Consider the following 26,140-nt stretch of genomic DNA (forward strand, 5'->3'; position numbering starts at 1 on the left):
ATCAGCCGCCAAGGACGCCAAGGACGCCAAGAAACTTCCTCTTGGCGTCCTTGGCGTTTTGGCGGTTCATTCTTAAAGGTACAGACTCCATTGAAATAGAGTGCGTCTGGCAGAACGCACCCCACCCCAACTACTGTTCCTGAATTCGAGCCAGAGTAGCGCCCCGGTAATAGTGCGCCAAAATTGCATTATACGGGTATCCCCGCTTTGCCAGATTGTAAGCGCCCCACTGACTCATCCCCACGCGGTGGCCGAAACCGTACCCTTGAAACACAAAAGATGCCGGTGGGGATTTGGAATTGCCCTTATCCGCACCGCCACCCTGGGGGCTAACCCGAAACCGAGAGCTCCTCAGTCCCAGAGTTTCCATCAAAGAATCCCCACTCAGGGAGCGCGTGCCGGCATCTCCCACCACTCTGATACTAACGATCCCGCCTGCAGGCGTAGTGCGCACCGGCGTCACCGACACAACATTGCCAACACCGGCAATCCGATCGCTCAGATCAGCCCTAGAAAAACTTTTTGCCCACTGAAATCCGGGAGTGCCCTGGTCATAATCGGGCACACCCCGCAAATAGGGCAGAGATTCCCCCCAGACATCCTCCACATTTTCCGTGTGCCCCCCAGACGCTGCGTGGTAGGCGGCGAGAATCACCGAGCCACCGTAAGTCAGCACTTGACCTGCTGTAGCGTCCACTGCCGCGTAGGTGCCGGCGGATTCCGTTTCCAGCCCTTTGTACACCTGCCACCCCTGCGTGTCCCCCACATCATACACCCGCTTGGCGCTGCTTTGGCGCTCGTAAAGCGCGTAAGAGCGAGCCGCCACAGCTTGGGCCTTGAGGGCGTCTTCCGGCCAATTCCCCCCCATTTCCGCCCCGATAACACTGTAGAGATACTGTTCCAAACCCACATAATTCACAGCCGTCAAACCGCTGCCGGTGGGAACCAGAAAAATCCGCCCGCGATACCAGCGATTGCCAATAAAAACATAGCCGCCGCCCTGGGGCTCAATCCAAATTTGGCCTGCCTGCCAGCGATTGAGGGCCACAAAACGGCCCTTGCGCTCCGCAAAAAAGCTATTCCCACCGGCCAGTTGGCCGAGCACCTGACCGGCACCATTGCGAACCACAGCCGCAGTCGAACTGCCGACTTTAACCGAACCTGCGCCCTCCTCAATCGCCACACGCAATTCCAGCGCCAGAGCCGGTGCCGCAATTGCCAGCCACAGCAGTGCCGACAGCCACCAGTGACGTTTTCCCCAGAGTGCCGACCGCAGGAGCTGCAATAGCACAAAATTGCAGGAAAGTCTAGCCATCATTCCTGAAAAATCCTCACATCAAAAACGTTGGAGCCGGCAGGCACTCAAGAGCTTGAAATTGGGCAGAATTGGAATAGGCTGCCAGCTGCCAACCCCCGACAATAGTAAGCCAACTGGCTAGAACTTGCACGCGCGGAGCGGGCATCGGGCATGGGGAATTGGGCATCGGGCACCGGGGATGGGACATGGGGCATTGGGCGCGCCGCTCCTGCGGAGCCGCTTCGCATGCCGCACGCTCGCATTGAGCACAGCAGTCAATCCCCAATCCTCGCACCCAGAATCCTTACATCCAAAATCCCGAGGGGGCCTAACCCCCAACCCCTAACAGACCGTTAAAATAAACCCAAATAAGATGGCTCAGCAGAACTGGCACAAACCAGGAGTCAGGGATCACCGCAGGGATAACTACCATGTTTCAGACTGCTACGCACGACCGAAACGCCACCGCGACGGACACAGCTCTCGACGTTGAGCTGCGCAAAGTGTTCAAAGTCTTTAACGGCGAAACCGCTGTGCGAGGGGTGGACCTCGACATCCGGCGGGGCGAATTCTTCAGCATTCTCGGCCCATCCGGCTGCGGGAAAACCACCACACTGCGCTTAATCGCCGGGTTTGAGACGCCCTCAGCCGGAGAGCTGCTGATTCGGGGGCAGTCCATGACCCACATCCCCCCCTACCGCAGGCCGGTGAACACCGTATTTCAAAGCTACGCCCTGTTTGGCCACCTCAACGTCTGGGAAAACATCGCCTTCGGACTGCGGATCAAGCGCCAGGGCAAAGCAGAAATCGAAGATCGAGTCAGAGAAGCCCTCAAACTCGTGAAAATGGAAGCCTTCTCCCACCGGTTTCCCGCCTCCCTGTCAGGAGGGCAGCAGCAGCGCGTCGCCCTAGCGCGAGCCCTGGTCAACCGGCCCGCAGTGCTGTTGCTCGACGAGCCCCTCGGTGCCCTAGACCTCAAACTGCGCAAAGAAATGCAGGTAGAGCTGTCCAACCTGCACCAAGACCTGGGCCTGACCTTCGTCACCGTCACCCACGACCAGGAAGAGGCCATGTCCATGTCAGACCGGATTGCCGTGATGAACCACGGGCGCATCGAGCAAATTGGCACCCCCAGAGAGATTTACGAGCGCCCCAGAAGCCCCTTCGTCGCCGATTTTATCGGGGACACCAACCTCTTCAAAGGCCGGCTGGAAAGCTCTGACGGCTCAACCCTGCAAATATTCACCGACAGGAAGCTCAAGATTGTCGTCGGGCTCCAGGAACCCTGGAACGGCACCGGCAGCGGGGAACAGATTGTCGTCAGCGTGCGCCCCGAGAAAATCCAGCTCAGCCTCTACCCGCCATCCGTGCCGGCCAACACCTTTGAAGGACGCCTGAAGCACGTCATGTACCTGGGCACCCACGTTCACTATCTAGTAGAGCTGCTCTCTGGGGACACCCTAACCGTCATGCAGCCCAATAGCGCCGGGAGTTTGCCAGACACGAACACTCCCATTTACGCCTCGTGGGCACCGGCAGACTGCATCGCCCTCAGCGCCTGACACCGGCTTTCAAAGCAGCCGGGATTTGGGGATTTGGGGATTTGGGGATTGCTCCGACTCCCCCCTCTCCGGCGGGAATTGCGCCCGCTCTAGCCCGCGAGAAGCCCTGCCGGTGCCGCCGGGTGGGGAATCGCCTCCGGGAGTGCCGGTCAAGAAATCTCAGAAATCGGGTTTCTCTGTCTTTCTCAACAGAGAAAGCCAGTGTGTTAGCGCCGGTGTTAAGGCAAAACCTGGGAGCGCAACAATGGTTTTTGTGGTAAGATAGGAGCGCCAGACATTTCGGTGGCGAGCAACACATGCGAGCCGGCCCGCCCCTAGCAGGAAAGAGAATATCCCTATCAAGAAGCAGTTAAGATGAAAATTCAGGGAGTAAAGGAATTTTTAGAAGAGCTGGAGTCGCACTGTCACTCAAAGGCAATCGCCACCTTTGCCGGCAGTGACGGCGATGGGTTTGTCATAGATATGGAACGCAAAGGCCATCAGGTGCGCTACGGTTACGAGCCGGGGGTGAGGGAACTGTTCGCCACAAAACTGGGCAGCCGGTGCGAGCCGGGAGGCTCTCTGGTCCTGCGGTCGTTCACATCAGAAACCGACCCCCTAACAAAATTGCCGGTTAAAGAATTGCGGGGCTACATTCTCCAGCGCGAAGGCAATCGCTTAGAATTTCAAAAACTCTCTCCAGAGATGATGTTTGCCTGCCAAAATACCGATGCCGAAACCGGCGAACCCCTGCCCCTAGAACAATCCGTGAGATACTGCTAGCATGACCTGAAACCTGCTGCCCAATCAACCTCTCAAAAACTCCAGCCTTGGCGTCCCCTCACGGGGGCGGTTCATTTAAAAGCATCCTCTCCCACACCGCCAACAGAAAATCCCTCGCTCCCCAATCCCTCACGCTCAAAAAAACAGTGCAGTTAACAGATTCAAACCACACTCGGCTCAAACCTACGCGGCGTCAGTTCTTGCAGGCGTCAGCCGCCGCGATTTCAGGGATGGCGCTCTCCAGCTGCGGCTGGAGGCTGGGAAGAGTGCAGTCATCCCCCGGCCCCCTCCCGCCCAATAAAATGTACATCTACACTTGGGCGAACTATACCGATGACGAGCTGCTCAAGAGCTTCTCCGAGCAAACCGGCATTGAGGTAATTGCCGACTTGTTTGGCTCCAATGAAGAAATGCTGGCGAAGATTCAAGCCGGCGGCAGCAGCGCCTACAGCATCATCTACCCTTCGGAGTACATGGTGCGAAAGATGATCGAGCTGGACATGCTCGCCGAACTCGATCGCTCCCGCCTCCCCGTCATCAACCAGCTGTTCGAGCAATTCCAAAACCCTGACTACGATCCGGGGAACCGCCACAGCGTGCCGGTGAGCTGGGGGACCACCGGCTTAATTTACAACACCGAAAAGTTGAAACAGGCTCCCGAAGATTGGGACTACCTGTGGGAGTACCAGAAGGTCCTGTCGCGGCGCATGACCCTGGTAGAAGATGTCCGGGAAGTCATGGGCGCGGTGCTGCGGATGTTGGGACACTCGTACAACTCCACCGATCCCAAAGAAATCCAGCAGGCGTATGAGAAGTTAAAAGCGCTCAAGCCGGCAATCGCCTCCTTCACCACCGACGCCTGGCGTCCGCAAATATTGACCGGCGACCTGTTGCTGGCGATGTGTTACTCTTCCGACGCCAACGAACTTATCGAAGAAGACGACAAGTTTCAGTACGTGCTGCCCAAAAGTGGGTCTTCCGTGTGGACAGACACGCTGGTTATCCCCAAATTTGCCCCCAACCCACAGGGAGCTTATGCCTGGATAAACTTTGTCTTGCAGCCGTCCGTATCAGCCGGGCTCTGCGAGCGATTGAGCTTCGCCACCCCCAGTCGCGCCGCTTTCGAGGTATTGCCCGAAGAAATCCGCACCAATACCAGCTTGTTTCCGCCAGAGTCAGCCCTGAAAAATTGCGAAAGCATTGCGCCGGTGGGGGACGCCACAGAACTTTACGAGAGGTTGTGGACGCAATTGACTAGCACATAAACTGGCATTTGTCAATGGAGCGTGGGGCAAAACAATCAATCCCCAATCCCCAATCCAAAATCCAAAATCCAAAATCCAAAATCCCAAATCCAAAATCCCAAATCCAAAATCCCAAATCCAAAATCCAAGGGTAAACCCGTGTCTGTATCCACCAAAACATCCCTCCCCCCAAGCCCACAGTCTCAGCCCGACGTCCGCCGGCTGGGGTCAAAACTGTTGGGCCCTCTGGTATTGCTTGGCCCAGCCGGCCTGTGGTTGCTGCTGTTGCTGGTGGTGCCAACCCTAATCATTTTTGAGCTGAGTTTGGTGCCCAATATCAAACCCGGAGATTTAGTAATTCCTTCGGGAATCGAGAACTACCTGCGGGTGTTCGAGCCGATCAAAGTGCAGGTGATGGGGCGTTCGCTGTTCTTTTCCACCGGCACCACGGCGCTGTGTTTGCTCTTGGGCTTTCCAGTCGCCTACTGGATTGCCCTCAACTCCCCCAAGAAGTGGCGGAATTTGCTGTTGCTCGGCTTCGTCCTGCCTTTGTGGACATCCTCCCTGCTGCGCTCCTACGCTTGGATTACCATTTTGCGCCCCACCGGCGTCCTCAACACCGTCCTCACCACCCTGGGACTGCCGGCGCTGGATTTGCTCAACCGCAGCAGTGCCGTGCTGATTGGCATGAGCTACAGCTACCTCCCCTACATGGTTTTAATTCTGTACGCCTCCCTGGAAAAGCTGGACAAGCGCTTGCTGGAAGCCTCCGCCGACCTGGGAGCCAATCCGGTAGAGACCTTCTGGAAAGTCACCGTCCCCCAAACCCTGCCGGGAATTGCCGCCGGCTCCCTGCTGGTGTTCATCAACGTCATGGGAGATTTTGTCGATCCGGAATTGCTCGGTGGCGCATCCAGCATGACCGCCGCCCGTTTGATTTACAATCAGTTTCTGGGAGCCACTCAAAACTGGGGCTTTGGCTCAGCCCTGAGCATGGTTTTGATTCTGTTCGTCAGTATTGCCATCGCCCTGTTAATTCGGTTTGGCGAGGCACCCCCCAAGCGCTAAAACATCTAGGTTGCATTAAACCCTCTCATTCTGCAGGTTTGGGGCAGGAGATACGCGACTTTTATCATCTGAATGTACGGGAATTTAACTTAATTTAGACAGGAGATTGTTGTGCAAAATAAAAGCATATTAATTGGCTGGGTGGCCATCCGGGACAGGCTCGCCGAAAGGCAAAACCCATGAGAGCGAATCGGATCGGAACATTCGTCAGCCGGCGGACGCGGCGGAGATTCTTGCAAACCTCAGCGGTGGCATTCTTAGCTGCGACGCTCTCGAATTGCGGCTGGAAGCTGGGTGAAGTGGGCGAGAAAAAGTGTGAGCCGCCGGCAGGGAAAAGCAACAAACTTTACCTTTTCACTTGGACGAGCTACAGCGATGACGACTTGCTCAATAACTTCAGGAAAGCAACCGGCATCGAAGTGAGCGCCAATATTTACGATTCTAACGAAGAGATGCTCGCGAAGATGCAAGCCGGCGGAGGGGCTGACTACAGCGTCATCTACCCGTCCGACTATATGGTCATCCAGATGGCAGAATCAAAACTGCTCAGGCCACTGGATGGCTCTCAACTGACCGGCTTGGAAAACCTGCTGCCAAAATTCCAGAATCCCGTCTACGATCCGGGGAACCGCTATAGCGTGCCCTTCAGCTGGGGGACAACCGGCTTTATTTACAACCCCGCCAAACTGGAGTCCGAACCAGAAGACTGGGACTATCTCTGGAAACACCAAAAGCAGCTGCACCGGCGGATGACACTGCTCAATGACATGCGCGAGGTGATGGGCGCGGCGCTGCGGATGCTGGGCTATTCCTACAACTCGACAAATGCCCAGCAAATCAAAGAAGCTTACCAGCAATTAAAGATCCTCAAACCGTCCGTCGCCTCCTTCACCTCCGACTCGTGGCGCAGCCAAATTTTGACCGGAGACTTAGTGCTGGCGATGTGCTATTCCTCCGATGCCAACGAAGTCATCAAAGAAAACCCCAAATTCAAATATGTCGTGCCCCGCAGTGGCAGCTCCCTGTGGACTGACACCCTCGCCATCCCGCAGTGCGCTCCCAATCCCACCGCTGCTTATGCCTGGATAGATTACATGATGCAGCCGGAAGTAGCCGCCGCCATCTGCCAGCGCCTCAGCTTCCCAACCGCCAATCGCGCCGCCTACAATATTCTGCCTGATAGCGTGCGCAACAATGCCATAATGTTTGCGCCAGACTCTATAATTGCCGAGTGCGAGAGCATCGCGCCGGTGTGGGAATTTAGCGCAATTTACGACCGCTACTGGACGGAATTGACCAGCGGCTAATACCAATTTTGGATTTTAGATTTTGGATTTTGGATTGCTCCTACAGCGGGCATCAAGTAGGTTTCCCTGTGCGGGAAAAATACTATAGCAGTAGGCACTTAGGTTAGGACAAGGAGTTTAACATGATGTAGGGGCGGGTTCACCCACAACCTGTGCCAGACAGCTACAACACCGATAAACCCGCCCCTAACCTCTGATATAGCAGCAGATCCTATTGGGCCATAGCGTGTCCTAACCAATATGCCTACTGCTATAGAGACGTAGGGCCCTAAAGGTTTAATGTCCTAATCTAAGTGGCTACTGGTATAACATAAAAATTATTTGCCTCCCACACCGGCACGGCAAAAGGCAAAACCCATGAGTGCGAATCCGGCAAGACAGTCCCCAAACCGGCTCCCACGGCGGAGATTCTTACAAACTTCAGGGCTGGCATTCTTGAGTGCGGCGCTCTCAAATTGCGGCTGGAGGCTGGCCAAAGTGCGCCCGCCAGCAGCGGGCCAAAGTCAAGACAAAACACTTTACATCTATGGTTGGCTCGCCTACCTCGATCCGGTTTGGGTTGACAGTTTTATCAAAGAAACCGGCATAGAAGTAGTTGCGAATACTTATGATTCCAACGAGTCAATGCTGGCCAAACTGCAGGCTCAAGGAGGTGGGGACTATAGCATCATCTACCCGTCTGATTATATGGTCAGCCAGATGGTAAAATTAGACATGCTCAGCGAACTGGATCGCTCCCAAGTGACCGGCTGGGAAAATCTTTTCCCCAAATTCCAGAATCCCGCCTACGATCCGGGAAACCGCTACAGTTTACCCTTGAGCTGGGGGACAACAGGCTTAATTTACAACCCCGCCAAAGTCAGCCCGCCACCAGAAGACTGGGATTATCTCTGGAAATACCAAAAGCAGCTGCACCGGCGGATGACGCTGCTCAATGACATGCGGGAGGTGATGGGCGCGGCGCTGCGGATGCTAGGCTATTCCTACAATTCCACAGATCCCCAGCAACTGAAAGAGGCGTATGAGCAGCTAAAAGCCCTCAAGCCGGCAATTGCCGCCTTTACCTCCGACGGTTGGCCAAGTCAAATTATCACGGGAGACTTAGTGCTGGCAATGTGCTATTCCTCCGATGCTTTCGACGCGATTAAAGTAAACCCGACATTGAAGTATGCTGTTCCCCGCAGCGGCACCTCCCTGTGGACAGACACGGCAGCCATGCTCAAATTTCCTGCAAATCCCGCAGCTGCCTTGGCTTGGCTAAACCACATGCTGAAACCGGAGGTAGCCGCCTTGATATGCCAGCGCAGCAACTTAGCAACTGCCAATCGCGCCGCCTACAATAGGCTGCCCGATCGCCTGCGCAAGAATCCCATAATATTTCCGCCAGACTCCCTGATTGCCAAGTGCGAAAGCATCGCGCCGGTGTGGGAATTTAGCGCAATTTACGACCGCTACTGGACGGAATTGACCAGCAGCTAGGCCATTTTTTACCCTAACAACTAGACCCTCAAATGGCATGACAAACACGGTGAGCGATCGACAGGAGGACATTTCAATCAATATGCTGAAGTCCAAAGATAAACCCCGCCTGTCCTGGCAGGTGATATTTGTCGGGGTGATGTACTTTTTCATGTACCTGCCGATTTTCGTGCTGACAGTTTACAGCGTCAACCAGTCTCCCTACAGCGCCGGTTGGGAGGGGTTTACCGTAAATTGGTATCTCAAACTTTTCAGCGACAAGCGGATTTTAACCGCGCTGCAAAACAGCTTGACCGTAGCTTTGAGTGCGGTTGCCATCTCAGCCGTTCTCGGCACCTTGATGGCGGTAGGCTTGGCGAAGTTTCAGTTTCGCGGCAAAAGCTTGTATCTGGGCATGTCCTACCTGCCGCTGATTATTCCAGATATTGCCATCGCCGTGGCGACGCTGGTTTTTCTAGCCGCACTGCAAATCCGCTTGAGCCTGTGGACAATTGTAGCGGCGCACATCGTCTTCTGCCTCGCCTATATCGGGCTGGTGGTTTCGACGCGACTGGCGGATTTAAACCCGTATTTAGAGGAAGCCGCCCTCGATTTGGGGGCGACGCCGGTGCAGGCTTTCACACAAGTTTTGCTGCCCCAGCTGATGCCCGGAATTATCTCCGGCTGTCTTTTGGCGTTTGTGCTGAGCATGGATGACTTTTTGATAGCCAGCTTTACCGCCGGCACCGGCGCGACAACCCTGCCAATGGAAATTTTCAGCCGCATCCGCACGGGGGTAAAACCAGATATTAACGCTTTAAGTGTGATTCTGATTCTGGTGTCAGGAAGTTTGGCTTTTGTGGCGGAGTACCTGCGCTATCAAGGGGAGAAGAGCAGGGGTTAAACAGAAACAGCCGCCCCCGTGAAGCAACGCCAATGCGCAACTGCGCTTGAGCCCAGAAACCCGGTTTCTTTAAGAAACCGGGTTTCTGAAATTTGGCTAGTGCTATTAGGGATAGCTACACTAATTTCAGGTTGGGGTACTCGGCGATCATGTCGTCAGAAGTGAGGGTGTCACCGGCAGCTTGGGGGGTCCAGAGCACCTCGACTGCCAGCAGCTGTTCGCCGGAGATGCCGCCCATCTGGCGCAGGGCTTGACGCAAGTCGTCTGTGCTGTTAAGAGCGGGGAGTTTGAGTTCGCCAAGGGTGCCGGCGATAATTGTTACAACAATATACTCGCCCGGCGCTTGACTCAACTCGATTTTGCCCGCCTCCAAGCCGTCGCTGTCTCCCACCGGCAAGTAGGTTTTGCCGTTACCCTGCCGCAATTGGCTGTTGACGTTGGAGAGCGTTTCCTCGCTAAACTTGCTGCGTTCGGCGAGGGAGAGCTGGTTGAATTTGGCTTCGGCAGATTGCAAGCGCATCTGGTGGGATTCTCCACCGGCATAGACCCAGTATTGCGGGTGGCGCAGCAGGGCTAGCGCTGCTTCTTGCAGGACATGAGCCCGACCGGCAGCGGTGCCGGTGTCCGCTCTTTCCGCTAGCTCGTCGAGTTCAGCTTGCAGCTCTCGCGCTCGAGCCAGCAGCCCCACTTGCAGTCTGGCGACGGAAACCGTAGGGTTGCTGTATCCGAGTTCATCTGTGGCTTCACCGGCACCCCGGAAAGCTTGGGTGAGGAAGCCGGCGATAGCGAGGAAAATCAGGATAGAGAACAAACCCCCGCCTCCCCAAAAGAAGGGAATCAGGAAGGGAAAGCCAATTCCCCCGCCCGGGTAGTAGCCGCCGCCATATCCGCCTCCCGGGGCATAGGTGCGGGGAGAGGAGTAGGTGCGGCTCGGCGCATGGAAGGAACCGCCGCCAATCCGCCCGCCGGTGCGTGCGGCATAAGCTGTGCCGGCGTTACCGAAGGACAGGGCGACAGCCAGTCCGATCGCCAGCAGAGATTTTAACAGGGGTTTAATTGACAGAGGGAATTTTTTATGCATAGGTTGCGTGCCTCACTTATCTGATCAAAGCTTGACCGGCTTTGGGTGTTCCCCTGCTGACTGGAAAGCCTGTTCCGCCATGCCGGCAGCCCACTGCTGAGGGTTTGGCCAGGTGTCAGGCAGGCCACACATCTAATGTATCGCTTTCCCTCAATTCTGGGCAGCCATCTGGGGGCGGATACTGCGGGGAGATATCCGCACTTTCGGGAAGTGAGGCGGCGGGGTGCCGGTGTGCTTGTCACCAGGCGCGGAAAGCCAGAGGGGGTGGGGCGCGGGTTTATTCATCCCCCGAGCGGCGTCAGGACTCTCTGGGGCGAACCCGCCCCCGCAAGACGCTGGTGCCACAAAAGAGGTAATTTATTGAGAGGGAGGGAGTTGACATGTCTAAATTCGAGGAACTTTGCAAAGCTTATGCCGCCGCTCGGAAGGAATATCGGGACTCCTGTTAAGCTTGCCAGGAGTTTTCCGAGATTTTTGTAAAGGGGATCAGCGATTATTTGGAGTGTGCGGTTAGCAAGGAAACGGTCTCTGACTTAAAAAAGTTGCTGGGAGGGACTTCTAATTTAACTTAGTAAAGAAGGTTAGTAAAGAGGGGAGATGTCATCTGAACCTGACATTAAACAGCTATCGAAATAATGCTGTAACATCCCTGTGTCCAGGCTTCCCCCTACACCGATCAATACCAGTTGGCTAAAACGGGGCTCCTCCCCCCAGGTTTCGCCTATTTCTAGGGTTATTCTTGGTCCAACTTGTTGCACAATTACTCGTTCTTCTGGACGATCGACTGTGAATAATATCCCTTTGGCGCGGAATACTCCTGCGGGTAATTCGGATAACTGTTTCCGCAATTTATGCAAATTAAACGGCAGATCGCTTTGATAGCTCCAAGTTTGAAATTGAGCGGAATGGTCTCGCTCCAAATTACTAGAAGTAGAACGAGTGGGGAAAGAGTCACTAAATCCTAGTAATAAATCCACAGACACATCCGCATAACTAGCTTCTAGTAACCGCGCCCAAGGTGCTATTTTTCGCAGGAGTTGATGAGCCGTTGCTTTTTCGGTTTCATCAGCCAGATCCATTTTATTGATGACTACAATATCAGCTGCAGAAATTTGGTCTATTAGCAAATCTTGATAGTTGATTTTCCCAGCTTGACAGATTTGATGAAGGGAAGTTATATCCACTAGAGAGATAATGCTTTCTAAGCTGACTACTTTACTTAAAACCGGGCGTTTCAGGTTTTGTAAGAGGGTATAGGGGTTGGCCACACCACTAGACTCAATCAAGATCCGATCTGGACGGAGGGATAAGATTTTTAAGATAGAATTAACCAGATCATTTTTTAAGAGACAGCAAACACAACCCCCCTCAAGCGTCATGACATTACTCCCCTCACTTTTGATTAACATCCGATCGATATTGAGGCTCCCAAAATCATTCACCAGCACCACAAAGCGGCTCTTATGTTGACCCTGAAGAATACGGTTAAGGAGAGTGGTTTTACCCGCCCCCAAAAAGCCCGTCAGTAAAGTAACAGGTGTTCTCCAAATATTTCCTGACCAAACCATTCCGCTTATTCCTCCGATGGGTGCTTATAAATGACTCCCTCTTTCATCACAAAATCCACTTGACCAGTAACGTTAATATCCTCAAAAGGATTCCCTGGCATAGCCACAATATCAGCTATTTTGCCCGGAGCTAAAACCCCGATATTTGGCTGCATTAATAATTCAGCAGCTGCACTGGTTGCTGCTTTTAGAGCGCGGGAGGGAGTGATGCCATTTTGAACCATCGCTGGAAACTCTTTCCAGTTATCTTGGTGGGGAAAAGTTCCGGCATCAGTACCAAAAGCGATCTTCACGTTGCTTTTGGCTAAATTTTGGGCACATTCGATCAGCTGAGAGGCATATTTTTGGTATTTAGCGTGTTGCCAAGGCGAGCGGTGTTGCCAATAGGCATCATTATTGACATTGCGAGCCTTCTCTAGTACGGTGTATTGGGTGGGTACAATGTAAACCCCTTGCTGTTCCATTAATTGCAAAGTGTCTGCTGTAGCAAGATTCCCGTGTTCAATAGAGCGCACTCCTGCCTTAACAGCACGTTTAATCCCCTCACCTCCATAGGCGTGAGGACAAGCGTAAATACCGAAATCTTTGGCGGTGCTGACTAGGACATTCATCTCCTCTTGGGAGTAAGTAGTTTGGCTTGGATCGTCGGTGGGAGAGCTAAAACCACCTGTGGCACAGAATTTAATCCAATCGGCTCCCGAACGGATTTCTTCCCGCACCATGCGGATAATCTCTGCTGTCCCGTCGGCGACTTCAAATTTCTCTGGACTAAACTGAAAAGCCACCAAGGAGGTAAAATCGCCGTGTCCCCCTTGGGCGGAGATCAGATGAGGACAGACGAACATTCTCGGCCCGATAATCCACCCTTTGGCGATAGCCCTTTTGATATCGACGGTAATAAATTCTGGGTTTGGACAGCCCACTTCCCTGATAGTGGTAAAACCGTTCATTAAAAGTTTTTTCAGTGCACCTAAGCTATAAAGGGTCATCAGTGGTGTTGTCGCCTGGTAAGGATTCTCTGGAATATTAGGATCTCCTTCACAGAAGGTGACGTGAACATGACAATCTATAAAGCCGGGGGTAACGCTGTGGCCTTTTAATTCAATGATTTGAGCATTGGTGCGATCCACTTTTGGGGCAACCGCCGTGATTTGTCCGTTTTCGACGCGAATTTCGCTTGGCCCAAGCAGATTTTCTGCTAAACCATCCCAATATTGCTCAGCGACAATTACATAAGTTTGATTGGTAGCGTTAGCCATTTTTTTCTGGGATTAGTTTTTATCGTTTACGTTAGAGCCGCGACGAATAAGTATGTATAACTTATTCCGTCTACCTGCGCCAGTTAATTGCACCTTTACTAGCAGCGGAGACTGTTATTCATTAAGATTGACTGTCGCAGCCTTGCCTTCTTTAGCACCTGATATTCAGGGAAGGGTTTGAGAGTCAAAACGCGGGGCAACTTGGGTGAGCGAGTACATTGATATCGACTGAGGCAAGCCCTACAATCCCGGGGACTAACCCGCACCTTGATAACTGGATTCTTATAGTTATCAGAGTGCTTGCGCCAATACTTACTTTGGCAACCCATCGGACAGAGGTTTCACTCCGATTCCCCATCTCCCGTAAAACAGGAAATATCAAAACCTTGGTTAGCTAGTGCTTGTCATCAGCTTGGAACACCAACATGAAGTTGAAAGTTCCGCTGATACCCAGAGGCATGCCTTCGGAGAAAGAACCTTGACCGATCGGGTAGATCGGGAACGCTGCAGTTGCAGCAGCAACCGGAGCGCTGTAAGGCACGCAGATCCAAGGACGCATACCTAGCCGGTAGAAAAGCTCCCACTCACCCCCAATCTAGCATGTTTATTAGTGCTATTTAATTTCCGAGGTTCGTATAATTTTCCCTATCTTAAACAGCCTGTTAAGGTTTGTACAGGGGGTGAGTCAGCATTTTTTCTGATGGGATAGATAAGTTTTACTTATCAGAGGGGCCGGTGGCAGGCTCCCGGCCCGCTCAGTTATGGTGCATTTAATTTGCACTGTTAATATCTACAGAACCTTTCAGGCCATACTCTCTGACAGCCACTACAGGGAGATAATGCCAAGCAAGCTGGCTCTGCTATCTTCCAATAGATCAGCAAATTAAAAGCAAAACATCTGAGAGTGATTTTTCTGACGCCAGACGCTGCAGGACCGGCGTCTCGCCTGTTCAATACCTTTGAGAGCAAGCGTTTCAGCCCTGTCCATTCCTGAACTGTCCAGTGCTATAACCCTCAATCCAAAATCCTTGCATCCAAAATCCTTGCATCCAAAATCCTTGCATCCAAAATCCTGGCGCACACCTAGCCTCCCCCGACAATCGTGACAATTTCCAGGCGATCTCCTTCCTGGATGCGGGTTTGCTCCCAGAATTGCCGGTGGAGAATCTCCCCGTTATACTCCACCGCCAGCAAACGAGGATTTAACCCCAGCTGTTCCAGCAGAGCCGGCAGGGAAGTTTCGGGGGGGCAAGTGCGGGTTTCCCCATTGACTAGCAGCGTAATTTGTGCTGTATCTTTCATCATTTCTCAGATTATTTCTCAAAAGTCAGCCGGTGAGATTCTTGCAGAACTTACGCAGGGACACTTAATGTGGTGTGGTGCCGGTTACGCTATCGCGTTCCCACCCTACATATAGAGGCTGTGCGTAAGTCCTGCCTTCGAGATTCAAACAAAAAACAAACATTACTCTTTCTCCCCCTCCCCGCCTGCGGGGAAGGTGGGGCCCCCTCTGGGGATAAGGGGCTGGGGCTGGAGTTGGGGGGGTGGGGTTCATCGCCGGTCACTCAGCACTTTTCAAAGCTTTCAGCGTTTGCATGCGAGCCAGCTGAGAGATAAAATACTGAGTCGCGAGAGTCGGCTGGTCTGCTTCCATAATGGCGCGCACCACCGCCACCCGCTGAGCGCCGGCAGCCAGAACATCATTGACATTGCCCATATCAATGCCCCCAATCGCGAACCAGGGAACCGGCGAGTGAGCGGCGGCATATTTCACGTAATCGAAACCGGCAGCTTCCTTCCCGACTTTCGTAGGGGTTTCAAAAACCGGCCCCACCCCAATATAATCCGCCCCTTCCAGAACCGCGCGCTGCATTTCCTCCGGATTCGTCGTCGAGCGACCGACCAGCCGGTGGGGTCCGAGCAGCTGCCGCGCCAGAGCGATCGGGATATCTTGCTGGCCGAGATGAACCCCATCCGCATCAGCGGCGATGGCCAGATCGGCGCGGTCATTGACAATAAATAGAGCCCCATAGCGCCGGCACAGCTGGCACAGCTTCTGGGCGTTCTTGAGCCGGTCGGTGTCCTCAGCGGTTTTATCCCGATACTGAAGCAGAGTCAGTCCCCCTTGCAGGGCTGCTTCCACAATTTGAAACAGCTGTTCTGACGGAGCCGTCACCAGATACAGGCCCGATGACTGGAGCTGCTGGTGGCGCTGGTAAGCCAGCAGAGTGCTTTCCATCGTGTAGACCCGATAGCGCATCTGCTTGAATGCCGCTCCCATATCCGGGTGGTGGAGCTTGCCATACTCCTCAAGCACCCGCAGCGCTTCTTCCACGCGGCTGAAATTAACCTGCAACAGCTGCCGTATGCTAGAGCGCCGCTCCTCCCCAGGATGAGTCAGCTCCGTCCCCGGGTCGCCCGCCGTGTCCCGGGCCGACCGCAGCTCCTCGGTGTGCCACGCCGCCAGCTCTTGGCGCATTTGCTTGCAAGCGCCGGCGAACTGGACGCTGTTGAGGCCAAACCGGCACCATTCCTCGATAATTCTCAGCCCTTCCCGGGCGCGGTCTAAATTCGCGTCCAAAATCCTACAGACAGCAGGTTGCGCCCCTGCGGTCGCCAAGCCTTCCCCCGTTTCACTCCAGCTGTGTTTATCGCCCATCACAACACCCCCTTACGATTTTACTCCTAACAGTCAGTCTGCTGGCCGACCTTGCTGCAGTGTGAGGCGTCAACCAGAATACAGTATACGAACGATGTAAAATTTTGCCATTGAACCTGGCAGTTTTCAGAATTTTTAAACTTTTTCTGCAGAAAAACGGAGGTGGCAAAATGGGAGGCAATCAGCAGGTGAAGAGAGCGAAACCGAACACAGACCGGTCCCCTGGTTCTCCGTCCCCCCGCCCTGAGATTGGCCTGACCCAGGCGGGCATCACTCCGCTGTCAGGATGGGTGTTGGCGGAGCTATTTTTCGGGGGGCTGAAACAATCCAGGGGTGCGCCGGCCTCCGGGGGAGCCGGAACCGGCAGCCGGCAAGCGCACATGACACCGGCAGCACCCCTGCGCGCCCGGTTTCAGGGGGGGGTGGGGAGCGGGAGAGACGAACAGTTTTATGTTTACTTTAATTGTGTCCGCCCACTCAATTCTCAGCAGCGCTCAAGCGGTAGGAGGGGGAGGAATTGCCTCTGTACAATGCTATAGATTGTTTTGACTGTCTCAGTGGAGCGGGTGCTGCGCCCATCAAAAATCGCTAAAAGTCATATCCACCGTTGGAGGAGAGCCGTGAGTTCGATCTACCAGAACAGCTATTTAGGTAGCGTGCCAGCTAGCTGTTGCCAAATCTCAGTCCGTCCTGCCAGTACGGGTGGCGCTTGCGCCCTCGGAGTGGCCGCCACGGCCTTAGTGTGGCTGTCTTCCCCGGCAGCTGTTGCCGGGACCCCCAGTGCAGTTGAGGCATCAGCGCCGTCACAGCAGCCAGTTACTGTAGCGCAGGCGTCGCCTTCATCCGTGCTGCATGTCAATCCCACTTCCGGGAATGACTCAACCGGCAATGGCAGCGAAGGCGCTCCGTTCAAAACCCTCACTAGCGCTTTGAGCGCAGCTGGACCCAACACCGTAATTTTACTAGCGCCGGGAACCTACAGCGCTCAAACCGGCGAAACCTTTCCCATCTCGCTCAAACCGGGCGTCACCGTTCAGGGCGACCCGAACACCCGAGGCCAAAAAATTGTCATTTCTGGCGGCGGCACCTACCTCAGCCCCAGCGTTGGCACCCAAAACGTAGCGATTCTGGGAGCGGACAAAGCGGCGCTGACCGGCGTCACCGTCAGCAACTCCAACCCTCGCGGTTACGGGCTGTGGGTGGAATCCACCTCTCCGCTGGTGACGGACAGCACCTTTACCGGCAACACCCATGACGGCATTTCTGTCAACGGCACCGGCGCGCCGGTGATTCGCAACAATCACTTCTATAAAAACGGAGCCAGTGGCATCACAAGCTTCGGCACCTCTCGCCCTGAAATCACCAGCAACCTGTTTCAAAACACCGGCTTCGGAATCAATATCGGGCAAAAGGGCGCACCGGTCGTCACTGGCAACCGCCTCACCCAGAACCGAGCCGGGGTTGTGGTGCAAGCTTCCGGGCGACCGGTGCTGCGCAACAACCAAATCGACAGCAACCTGCAAGATGGCATCGTCGCCATCGCCTCTGCCCAGCCCGATCTCGGAAGCCGGGACCAGCCTGGAGGCAATATCATCCGCAACAATGGTCAATTGGACATCAACGCTAAAGCCACCAGCCAAATTATCCCGGCCTTTGGCAATCAGCTGTCTGCGAACCGCACCAACGGTCGCCTCGACCTGGCCGGCAATCTCACCGCACCGTCAGGCACAGCGGCACTCCCCCCCGCAACTCCCCCAGCGTCCCGCTCGGTGCCCATAGCGGTGCCGCCCCCTGCAGCCCCAGCCAGCCGGCTGCCGGTGCTGCCACCGCTCGCCCCAGCTGAGCGCCCTCCCGCCGGGACTTCCCAGCCGGTGCTGGCCTCCCCAGGGGCAATAGAAATCCCCGTGCCGCTGCCCGGCTCATCTGCCGTTCCCGTCGCCGTCGGGCCGGCCTCGTCAAAGCCCTCAGCCCTGCCCACCCTTGACGCTCCCCCCCCGCCGGCTGCAGTGCTGCCGGTTCCCGGCATCCCCGGCAGCAGCATCCCCGCCGGCACCCGCTCTCCAAACCCCAGCCGCGCTGCCGGCGAGCCCCCACCCCCGCCCGGTGGCCCTGCGGCCCCCGGCCTGCGCTATCGGGTGATTGTCGAGACGCGCTCTGACACAGAGCAAGATCGCGTGCGCTCCCTGGTGCCCGAAGCCTTTCGCACCTACCTCAACGGTCAGGCGGTCATGCAGGCGGGAATCTTTACCGACGCCGACAACGCTGAGAAACTGCAGAAAATGCTGCAAAGTAATGGCCTGAAAGCCACTGTGGAACTCCTGCAGTGACATCCGAGGGCCCGGCGGCTTCCGGCCATCCCTCACCCCACTCCGCCGCCGGCCCCCTTCGAGGCTATTCGGTTGATAACTTGCTATTGGAAACCGCTCGAAAGTTCCGAAACGCTGTCCCCCAGATCGCATTAATATTTACTAATCAGCCGGATTTATCTCAAAAACCACTAAGGCGGAAGAAAAGTTCTCCGCACGGACCGATTCCCCCCTGGCAGCATCCCGCCGGCGTCTGGCGCGAGTTTATAGCAGCAGTCATATTGGTTAAGACGTCAGTGACCTAGGGAAAAAGGCGTAGGGCAGGCGTTCCCTCCGTGCCCTCTTGATGTAATGTCCTAACCTAAGTGCATACTGCTATACCTGCGCCCACCGGCGGTTCAAGTCCAGATGTGGCCAGACCCATCTGCAAGTTCAAAAGGCTTTAATTTGCTCAATAACCCACTCAAAGGTTTCCAGAAACTGGTTGAAACTAAGTTCATCCTGCAAGGTAGACAGGCGCAAACTTGGCAATCTTCTCTCCCCCTGATCTGCCGGTAGGGAAAGACCAATGGAACTCAATTTAGTTCTCAATTCTTGCCAGTTGCGTTCAGAATTAAAGGGCGGCAGGGCTGCGTAAGAGCTAGAGGCAATTCCCAGCTGGCCAGAAATGTCAACTGTGAACAGTTCTTGCTGCCACATCCCTTGGCGATCCAGCTTGGCAGAAAACCCCCCGTAGGTGTCGCCGGTGCCCCAGTGAACTTCAATTGCAGGGGCTTGGCCGCACGCCCATTCATATATCTTTCGGGCAATTTTAGCCTCATCCCTCCCCCGCCTGGCTTCAAATTCTTGAAAGAACGAAACCTCGTCCCACCGCCTTCTTTCGCGAGTGGCGCTGGCTTTTTTCTGCTGAGCTTCCGCTGTCTGGCCGATGAGTCTGGCCACGAGAGTCCGCAAATCCTCAGGACTGATGTACTGCTTAATTTCCAGCGCCAGCACTTCTGCGGGGTCCATCTGTTCGTTGAGAAACTCCACCACCCGCCGCATTTCTGGGCCAATCGCATCTGCTACGAACACCAAGCGAATTTTGCCGGCTTGCAGGTTAGTTTTGACTTTCTGCCAAAACCTCTCCTCGTCCGCCTCAGCGCTGAGAAACTCTTCAAACACCTGTTCCGGATCGCGACCGTGATCCCGGCAGTTGGCTTCAAACTGGCCAATGATTGACTCCAACGGCCAGTAAGCCGCCACATTAGCCGCGTATTCCAGCATCTGGCCCATGAGCTCCCGCCGGCTTGCTTGGTGCGAGCTGCGCTTGACGGTGACGAGGGTGGGAGTTGCATCCTGTCCGAGAAACAAATGATCCAGCGCCCACCGCAAGGGGCCTTCTTCTTCCGCTGGAACGGCAATTTCCCGCGAAATCAGCAGCCAGTGTCGCGGCGTCGCTTTATCTATTTGATCCCCCGCTAAGAGATTTGGATATTTTTCCAGCAGTTCTTGCAGCTGGTCTTCCGAATCATAGGCTTGTTCTGTCATTTCGACAAGCCGGTCGCCATCCTGTATCAGATAAATGCCGCCACTCATGAAATTCTCCCTATCGTTGCTGATTAGCCAGATGCGCCACTGCTTTCAGGTCTTTTTCGCTGCTCAATCACGTCCGAACCCACGCACCTACATAACTTTATTTTTGCGCTATCTAGTTGACCGCACACAGCTACTTCAGATTTTAGCTTCTCAGCCAGTTTAAGTAAAATGGGGTATGGCTCCCCACAAACCCTTTCTACAGGTTGATTTTTCATCTCCCGCCGCCCGGGCCGGCAATCCTTGCGCAAAGAAACCGCACCACCAGAAGCCCGACGCCTCCTGACAAAAGGAGAAATGACCTGCGCCCGACTCTGGCGCTCTCGCCGTTGAGTTGAATGAGCGGCAGCGCTTTCCTTTAAATGAGCCGGGTGCTTCACATTCATTAGGGCTCTCTCCCAGCCCCCCGCTCGGCTATTAATGCATTTAATCTGCTTATAGCCTATATACAATATACTCCTAAACTACCATTATACAAACCTCCTTATCCTGTCTGCTGATATTATATATAAAAATTAAATGTTTTTTTAGGGAAGACCTGGATGGCCGCACGCCTGTCCGACTTCAGCGCCGCCTCAGTGCGAGTCTCTCAAACCTCCTTTCCCCAGACGTTTCGCCGGCATGCGGCTTCTTCCAGATTTGATATCAGTTTTCCCGCTCTGACTTCAACGCAACCATGTTTTATGGCCAACAAGTTGAAAGCCGCTACTGGCAATGTTTTGGCCGCTTGCAAACCGTCAGTGGAATAGGGAGCGGGCTCCCAGATATTTTAGATTTTAGATGCTAAGATTTCCAATGAATCGCCCATCTAAAATCTAAACTCCCTGCTGGCAACTCTAAAATTCCCCGGATATCTTGCCCTTGAAGACGCGCTGAGCGGGGCCGGTCATGTAAACTCGCCCGTCAGCTTCTGACCATTCGATTTCCAGACATCCGCCGGGGAGTTCAACGGTGGCGCGGCGGGAGCACCTGCCGGTGAGAGCGCCGGCGACCAGGGAAGCGCAAGCGCCGGTGCCACAAGCCAGCGTAGCGCCGGCACCCCGCTCCCACACCCGCATTTTCAAGTAATCCGAGCGAACCACCTCAATAAATTCCGTATTTGTGCGCTTGGGAAAAGCCGAGTGACGCTCAAACTGGGGGCCAATCGTTTCCAGGGGGACAGCGGAGACATCCCCGACAAAGGTAATGCAGTGGGGGTTGCCCATACTGACACAGGTGACCGCCCAAGACTGACCGGCCACTTCCAGCGAGGTATCGACAACTTTCTCACCCGCAGCGCCGAGGGTGGTGGGAATTTCTGCAGCCAGCAGGCGGGGTTGCCCCATATCCACCGTCACCTGGCCATCGGGGCGAAGCTGGGGCGTCATGACACCAGCGAGGGTGTGGACGCGATAGGAGCGCTCAGCAGCAGATTGTCCCTCCTCGCCCTCCAACTCCGCCAGAAACCGGGCCAGACAGCGGATGCCATTGCCGCACATTTCGGGTTCCGAGCCATCGGAGTTAAAAATCCGCATAGTATAGTCAGCGCCCTCCTGTCCGGGGAGAGCGAAGATCGCCCCATCCGCGCCCACACCAAAATTGCGGTGGCACAGCCGCACGGCTCCCTCAGGCGTTAACATGGGTTCTGACGAGGCGCGATTGTCAATCAGAATGAAATCGTTGCCGAGTCCGTGATATTTTGTAAATTCGATGACCATTGATTTTTTCGCTTCTAGCTTCCACCATTCATTATTGAGCATTCAGTCCCCTCAAGGCTTGCCGGGTGCCCTGGGAAAGCCCGCTTTGTGCGAGCGCGAGCTGTGAGCTGAAGGCTGGCGAGAGAAATCTATAAACATCCTGCAAATTCTCCCCCCCAACTGATTTAATTATGGCTGACTTCGATACTACCCTGCCCAGCATTCGCCAAATTCAGAATATTATTAAAGACAAAAAACAAGTCCAAGTGAAACTCCTCACCGGCGACCTAATAGCTGGCCAAGTTTTGTGGCAGGACAGAGAATGCCTTTGCTTCGTAGAAGGCTCGGGCCAGCAGACTTTCGTCTGGCGGCAAGCCATTGCTTATGTCAAGCCAAACATGTCATAGAACTGTCCGCCGCATTGAACCGTGAGAGTGAAATTAACAAGTCTTAACTCAACCCCCCTGACGGGCCAAACCCACTCCCTCTCAAACCTCTTTCTTGGCGAACTTGGCGTCTTGGCGGTTCAAACTTAAAACCGGCACCCCGAGGTCCGGCAGCCCAGTTTCTGGCGCAATCCACTGCTGCACCTGAGTCAGCGAATGGAAGCCACCGCAGATCAGGAGGCAGTCCCCCGCTAGCAGGGAGGTGTCCCCTTGGGGAAAGCGGATCAACTTGCCCTCGCGGCGGATAGCTTGCACCCGCACCCCATACAGCTGGCCCAAGTCCAGTTCCGAGAGGGTCTTGCCGGCGGCGAGGCCCGAATCGGGCACCGTCAGCCACTGACAGGAGGAGTGTCCGGTGGGGACGGCCACTTCCCCCTTAGCCAGGTGCTCGAAAGCCGCCAGTTCTTCAGAGTTGCCCACCAGCAGCAGCCGGTCATCGCCGTGCAAGACGGTCCCCGACTCTGGATAGTCGATTTCCTCCCCAGACCCCCGGCGAATGGCCATCAAGGTGACGCCGGTCAGGCGGCGCAGGTCGGTTTCTTCGAGCGTCATGCCGGCCAGGGGAGATGCCTCTGGCAGGGAGTACCATTTGCTGTTCATATCGCTGGCGGCAGAGATCACCTCTCGCGACACCTGAGAGGCGGAGCGATCTGGGCGGAAATGCAAGTAGTGGCTGTTGCGGATTTGCTCCACTTCCCGCTCGATCGCCGGCAGGGGCAATCCCATCCCCGCCAGCAGGTGGGCGGAGAGTTCCAGGCTGGCCTCAAATTCAGGCTGCACCACCTCCCGCGCTCCCAGCTGGTAAAGCAATTCTATCTCCTTATCCCGGGTGGCGCGGACAACGATGTCCAGGTCGGGGGCCAGCTCCAAGGCTCGCTTCAGGCAGAGTCGGGTGCTCGTGGGGTCTGGCAGAGCGATGGCCATCGCCCGGGCCCGATCTGCACCGGCGGCTTCCAGAACGTGAGCGCTGGCGGCGTTGCCGTAGACGTAAGGCACGCCCAACTCTCGCATCTGCTGGATCGCACTTTCCGACTGGTCGATGACCACCACCGGCAGCCCGTGCTCTTGGGCCAGCCGGAGAATATTGCGGCCCGCACGCCCGCCGCCGGCGACAATGACGTGATTTTGCTGCGGCACCTCACTGGACACTTCCACCGGCACGTCTGCAGGCTCTAAATAGGACTGCAGCCACGGCAGTTCCAGCAGTTGCGGCACCAGGCGCAGCAGGAAGGGCGTCAGCACCAGAGTCAGTGCGGTGGTGCCCAAAATCAGCAAGTACACCCGGCGGGAAACCAGGCCCAGCGCTTGACCGGCACTGGCGAGCACGAAGGAGAACTCCCCAATCTGGGCCAGCCCCAACCCGGCAGTGACTGCGGTTTTCAGGGAATAGCCGAAGGCGCGCACCAGGGGAGTGACAATTAAAAACTTGCCGGCCAAGACTAGGGCCACCAGTCCCAATATCAGTTCCAGATTGTCCCACAGGAACTTGGGGTCGATGAGCATGCCCACCGAGACAAAAAAGAGGGCGGCGAAGATATCCCGTATGGGTTCGACGTAGGTGAGGGTTTGGTCAGCGTACTCCACTTCGGAAATCATTAGACCGGCGACAAAGGCACCCATCTCGATGGAAAATCCCAGCCGGTGGGTCAGCAGGGCAATGCCCAGGCACAGGGCCACCACTCCCAGCAAAAACAGCTCCCGGCTTTCTGTGGACGCCAGGAATCGCAGCAAGCGGGGGACGATCAAGATGCCGGCGGCAAACGCGCCGGCGGCAAACAGCCCGATGCGCAGCAGCGCGGAAGCCACTGCCATGCCGATTGCTTCTGGGGGCTCGTCGAGGGCCGGCAGTACGGCCAGCATCAGGCCCAGTGCCAGGTCCTGCACGACTAAAATTCCCAGCATCACCTGTCCGTGCGGGGTGGAGGTTTCGTTGCGCTCCATCAAGCACTTGAGCACCACTGCGGTGGATGATAGGGAGAGGATGGCTCCTAGGAACACTCCCTGTGCCGGTGAGCTCACCCAGCCGGTGATCGAGGACACTGAGGTGGTGACTAGAATCGTCAGGGCCATTTGCAGCCCGCCGCCCCCGAGACTGATCGCTTGCACTTTTCTGAGTTCGGCGAAAGAAAACTCAACGCCGAGGGCGAACAGCAGGAAGGCGACGCCGAATTGAGCCAGGGTTTCCACCTGCACGATTTCTTTGATCAGTCCCAGTCCAGCAGGGCCAACGACCACCCCCCCGAGCAGATAGCCCAGCAGGGCCGGCTGCCTCAGCAGTGATGCCAGCAGCCCTCCCGCAGCGGCAGCTGCCAGAACCGTGACTAAATCGACAATCAGTCTAAAGTCTTCTTGCACTGGCTTTATGATAAAAAGTGTTAATTTATATTAACTCAAGTTGCGACCTACAAGGCGGGCATGGGAACGGCGCGGTCTTCTTGTGCCGCACCGCCCTTAGAAAACCCCGGCTATTTTATTCTTTATAGGGGCAGTCTCCCCGTGGCTGTTCCGGTTAGGTGAGGTAGCGCTGCCAGATTTTTTTTTAAAGTAGCAACTTGGATTATATTATAACCCAATTTGCTACTTCCACGTAAGTCAGGTGAGTTCCCCTCTAGCCGGGGCGGTCGTGCCGCACCGCCCCTACAAAAGGGGGAAAAATGCTCTTGCGCCCCCTTTTTTAGGGGTTGATATAAATGCTGGGAATTGTAGGTAGCAACTTTCGCTATTATATTAGCAACTTTCTCTAGGGGATCTCTTTAAAAAGAGGCCTGTAATATTTACTTATCACAGCTTGTTGCATTTAATTTGCGCTGCGCACTATCTTGGCGTTCTGGTTTGGGCATGTTTTTCGACATTATTTAGGAAGTTTCCGTCACGAAATCCGGCTCTTATATCTGATCTAATAAGCAAATTAAAAGTATGAAAAATGCGCCTGCAGGAGCGGGGGGAAAGCCTTTTATAAGCCTTATATATAGGTCGCTTATGTCCTAACCTATGTAAATTATGTGATAGAATGGCTAAAGTTGCTACCTACAAGTCGTGAGGTTTTCGATAGCCAAGTAGTAACTTGGGTGAGCCTATGTGGCTAGTGCTATAAAATCTGGAAGTGTCGGGAATGCAAACCCCTACGCGCGGGTGGTTTTACCTTCCCCCTGCCGACAGAAACCGGGTTTCTTGTTATGGGTTGGGGAAAAGTGAGCTAACTTTGCGGTGGGTATGGGGCATCACAAGTGTTGAATTCTGTCACAAAACTTTACATTTTAGCTTACATTTATCCTGCCCTGAGTAAAAATGCTTAGCCAGAGAGAAGTCGTTCTATCCAGTGGACATAGCTGATTTCTTGACACATACAACATTGAAGATAGCGGAGTTTATCTAGTAGCGTAGTCCCCCATTCTTTAGGAATATCTACTATTTTTAATATCAGGTAAGCTATCAGCGAAACATAAATTTGTATAGCTATACCATTTACATTTTTAGTAATCAGCTTATCCAACTTAAGGTGCATTTTAAGAAACTTCCATAGCAACTCTATGTGCCACCTATATTTGTAGATTTCCATAAGCTCTTCATCGGAGACTTCGGCCCGCTCCAAATTGGTGGCCAATCTATACTCAGCACGCTTTTCAAGATCGCAAAAGTTAACAACTCTTTATATTCCTGAGTCCTTGCCTGTCCCAACTAGAAACTGCCCCTTATTTTCAGAAAATTGAAGTTTGTAGTTGTTAGGTATGCGCAAGACAAAATACTTGTTTGACTGCTGGGCGAGCCGTAAAAATTTTAAACTAGAAAAGCCCCGATCCATTACCCCTACACCGTTTGGGGGCAAACTAGCTAACATCTCTTTTCCATATCTGTAGTCAGAGTCGTATCCAAAATTTATTAAGTTTTATTCTGGAACTCCTGTGGTTAAATTTAAGGAGCTAACAAGCTTGACTTGGTAGTATTCTTGCAGCCATAGCAATTTACTC

At 54.5% G+C, this 26,140-nt stretch carries 21 protein-coding genes and 2 pseudogenes; 10 read left to right on the forward strand and 13 right to left on the reverse strand.

Features of this window, described 5'->3' with window-relative positions; all coding sequences use genetic code 11:
• Positions 1-130: 130 nt before the first annotated feature.
• Positions 131-1,315 (reverse strand): SpoIID/LytB domain-containing protein, encoded by a 1,185-nt coding sequence (locus OSC10802_RS0136895; RefSeq protein ID WP_017721784.1) that lies wholly within the window; start codon positions 1,313-1,315, stop codon positions 131-133.
• Positions 1,316-1,728: 413 nt separating this feature from the next.
• Here OSC10802_RS0136895 and OSC10802_RS0136905 point away from each other — a divergent pair, with 413 nt between their 5' ends.
• The 7 genes from OSC10802_RS0136905 to OSC10802_RS0136940 all read left to right on the forward strand — a co-directional run bounded on the left by OSC10802_RS0136905 (position 1,729) and on the right by OSC10802_RS0136940 (position 9,602).
• The gene (locus OSC10802_RS0136905) at positions 1,729-2,859 is read left to right on the forward strand and encodes an ABC transporter ATP-binding protein (RefSeq protein WP_017721786.1); all 1,131 of its coding nucleotides are present in this window, start codon (positions 1,729-1,731) and stop codon (positions 2,857-2,859) included.
• A gap of 354 nt (positions 2,860-3,213) precedes the next feature.
• Positions 3,214-3,621, forward strand: a complete 408-nt coding sequence (locus OSC10802_RS0136915; RefSeq protein ID WP_017721788.1) for a hypothetical protein — start codon at positions 3,214-3,216, stop codon at positions 3,619-3,621.
• 146 nt (positions 3,622-3,767) lie between these two features.
• Positions 3,768-4,886, forward strand: a complete 1,119-nt coding sequence (locus OSC10802_RS0136920; RefSeq protein ID WP_026099128.1) for an ABC transporter substrate-binding protein — start codon at positions 3,768-3,770, stop codon at positions 4,884-4,886.
• Between the two features lie 138 nt (positions 4,887-5,024).
• Positions 5,025-5,933: an ABC transporter permease gene (locus OSC10802_RS0136925; protein ID WP_026099129.1), complete on the forward strand. Its 909-nt coding sequence runs from the start codon at positions 5,025-5,027 to the stop codon at positions 5,931-5,933.
• Between the two features lie 179 nt (positions 5,934-6,112).
• Complete coding sequence (locus OSC10802_RS0136930; RefSeq protein ID WP_017721791.1) at positions 6,113-7,240, forward strand: polyamine ABC transporter substrate-binding protein; 1,128 nt, start codon at positions 6,113-6,115, stop codon at positions 7,238-7,240.
• 357 nt (positions 7,241-7,597) lie between these two features.
• Positions 7,598-8,719: an ABC transporter substrate-binding protein gene (locus OSC10802_RS0136935; protein ID WP_026099130.1), complete on the forward strand. Its 1,122-nt coding sequence runs from the start codon at positions 7,598-7,600 to the stop codon at positions 8,717-8,719.
• 37 nt (positions 8,720-8,756) lie between these two features.
• The gene (locus tag OSC10802_RS0136940) at positions 8,757-9,602 is read left to right on the forward strand and encodes an ABC transporter permease (RefSeq protein WP_017721793.1); all 846 of its coding nucleotides are present in this window, start codon (positions 8,757-8,759) and stop codon (positions 9,600-9,602) included.
• 115 nt (positions 9,603-9,717) lie between these two features.
• Here OSC10802_RS0136940 and OSC10802_RS0136945 read toward each other — a convergent pair whose 3' ends face one another.
• The 7 genes and pseudogenes from OSC10802_RS0136945 to OSC10802_RS0136965 all read right to left on the reverse strand — a co-directional run bounded on the left by OSC10802_RS0136945 (position 9,718) and on the right by OSC10802_RS0136965 (position 16,169).
• Complete coding sequence (locus tag OSC10802_RS0136945; RefSeq protein ID WP_017721794.1) at positions 9,718-10,683, reverse strand: DUF1517 domain-containing protein; 966 nt, start codon at positions 10,681-10,683, stop codon at positions 9,718-9,720.
• Between the two features lie 581 nt (positions 10,684-11,264).
• Positions 11,265-12,251 carry a CobW family GTP-binding protein gene (locus OSC10802_RS0136950; protein WP_017721796.1) on the reverse strand — a complete coding sequence of 329 codons (987 nt, stop codon included), beginning with the start codon at positions 12,249-12,251 and terminating at the stop codon, positions 11,265-11,267.
• Positions 12,252-12,256: 5 nt separating this feature from the next.
• Positions 12,257-13,510, reverse strand: a complete 1,254-nt coding sequence (locus OSC10802_RS0136955; protein WP_017721797.1) for a metal-dependent hydrolase family protein — start codon at positions 13,508-13,510, stop codon at positions 12,257-12,259.
• A 98-nt stretch (positions 13,511-13,608) separates the two neighbouring features.
• Positions 13,609-13,839 (reverse strand): transposase, encoded by a 231-nt coding sequence (locus OSC10802_RS56900; RefSeq protein ID WP_071593426.1) that lies wholly within the window; start codon positions 13,837-13,839, stop codon positions 13,609-13,611.
• A gap of 77 nt (positions 13,840-13,916) precedes the next feature.
• Positions 13,917-14,105: pseudogene (locus tag OSC10802_RS47175) on the reverse strand (photosystem II q(b) protein); the annotation flags it as partial.
• A 488-nt stretch (positions 14,106-14,593) separates the two neighbouring features.
• A complete protein-coding gene (gene thiS, locus OSC10802_RS0136960; protein WP_017721798.1) occupies positions 14,594-14,812 on the reverse strand; it encodes a sulfur carrier protein ThiS in 219 nt (72 codons plus the stop codon).
• Between the two features lie 259 nt (positions 14,813-15,071).
• Positions 15,072-16,169, reverse strand: a complete 1,098-nt coding sequence (locus OSC10802_RS0136965) for a thiamine phosphate synthase (protein WP_017721799.1) — start codon at positions 16,167-16,169, stop codon at positions 15,072-15,074.
• Positions 16,170-16,789: 620 nt separating this feature from the next.
• Here OSC10802_RS0136965 and OSC10802_RS43580 point away from each other — a divergent pair.
• Positions 16,790-18,496 (forward strand): DUF1565 domain-containing protein, encoded by a 1,707-nt coding sequence (locus OSC10802_RS43580; protein WP_017721801.1) that lies wholly within the window; start codon positions 16,790-16,792, stop codon positions 18,494-18,496.
• Positions 18,497-18,907: 411 nt separating this feature from the next.
• Here the strand turns inward: OSC10802_RS43580 and OSC10802_RS0136980 are convergent, their stop codons facing one another.
• Positions 18,908-20,053 (reverse strand): hypothetical protein, encoded by a 1,146-nt coding sequence (locus OSC10802_RS0136980; protein WP_017721802.1) that lies wholly within the window; start codon positions 20,051-20,053, stop codon positions 18,908-18,910.
• A gap of 23 nt (positions 20,054-20,076) precedes the next feature.
• Entirely contained in the window at positions 20,077-20,436 is a 360-nt protein-coding gene (locus OSC10802_RS52350; RefSeq protein ID WP_155969238.1) for a hypothetical protein, read from the reverse strand.
• 156 nt (positions 20,437-20,592) lie between these two features.
• Between OSC10802_RS52350 and OSC10802_RS0136985 the strand changes: the two genes are divergently transcribed.
• Positions 20,593-20,799 carry a hypothetical protein gene (locus OSC10802_RS0136985; protein WP_017721803.1) on the forward strand — a complete coding sequence of 69 codons (207 nt, stop codon included), beginning with the start codon at positions 20,593-20,595 and terminating at the stop codon, positions 20,797-20,799.
• A gap of 87 nt (positions 20,800-20,886) precedes the next feature.
• On the opposite strand, the gene dapF is transcribed toward OSC10802_RS0136985, so the two are convergent.
• Complete coding sequence (dapF, locus tag OSC10802_RS0136990) at positions 20,887-21,747, reverse strand: diaminopimelate epimerase (RefSeq protein WP_017721804.1); 861 nt, start codon at positions 21,745-21,747, stop codon at positions 20,887-20,889.
• A gap of 170 nt (positions 21,748-21,917) precedes the next feature.
• On the opposite strand from dapF, the gene OSC10802_RS0137000 reads away from it, so the two are divergent.
• Entirely contained in the window at positions 21,918-22,133 is a 216-nt protein-coding gene (locus OSC10802_RS0137000) for an Hfq-related RNA-binding protein (RefSeq protein WP_017721806.1), read from the forward strand.
• A gap of 81 nt (positions 22,134-22,214) precedes the next feature.
• Here the strand turns inward: OSC10802_RS0137000 and OSC10802_RS0137005 are convergent, their stop codons facing one another.
• Positions 22,215-24,527 carry a monovalent cation:proton antiporter family protein gene (locus OSC10802_RS0137005; RefSeq protein ID WP_017721807.1) on the reverse strand — a complete coding sequence of 771 codons (2,313 nt, stop codon included), beginning with the start codon at positions 24,525-24,527 and terminating at the stop codon, positions 22,215-22,217.
• Between the two features lie 937 nt (positions 24,528-25,464).
• A pseudogene (locus OSC10802_RS43585) lies at positions 25,465-26,140 on the reverse strand (IS4 family transposase); the annotation flags it as partial.

Source organism: Kamptonema formosum PCC 10802 (assembly GCF_000332335.1).
Classification (GTDB): Bacteria; Cyanobacteriota; Cyanobacteriia; order Cyanobacteriales; family Oscillatoriaceae; genus Oscillatoria.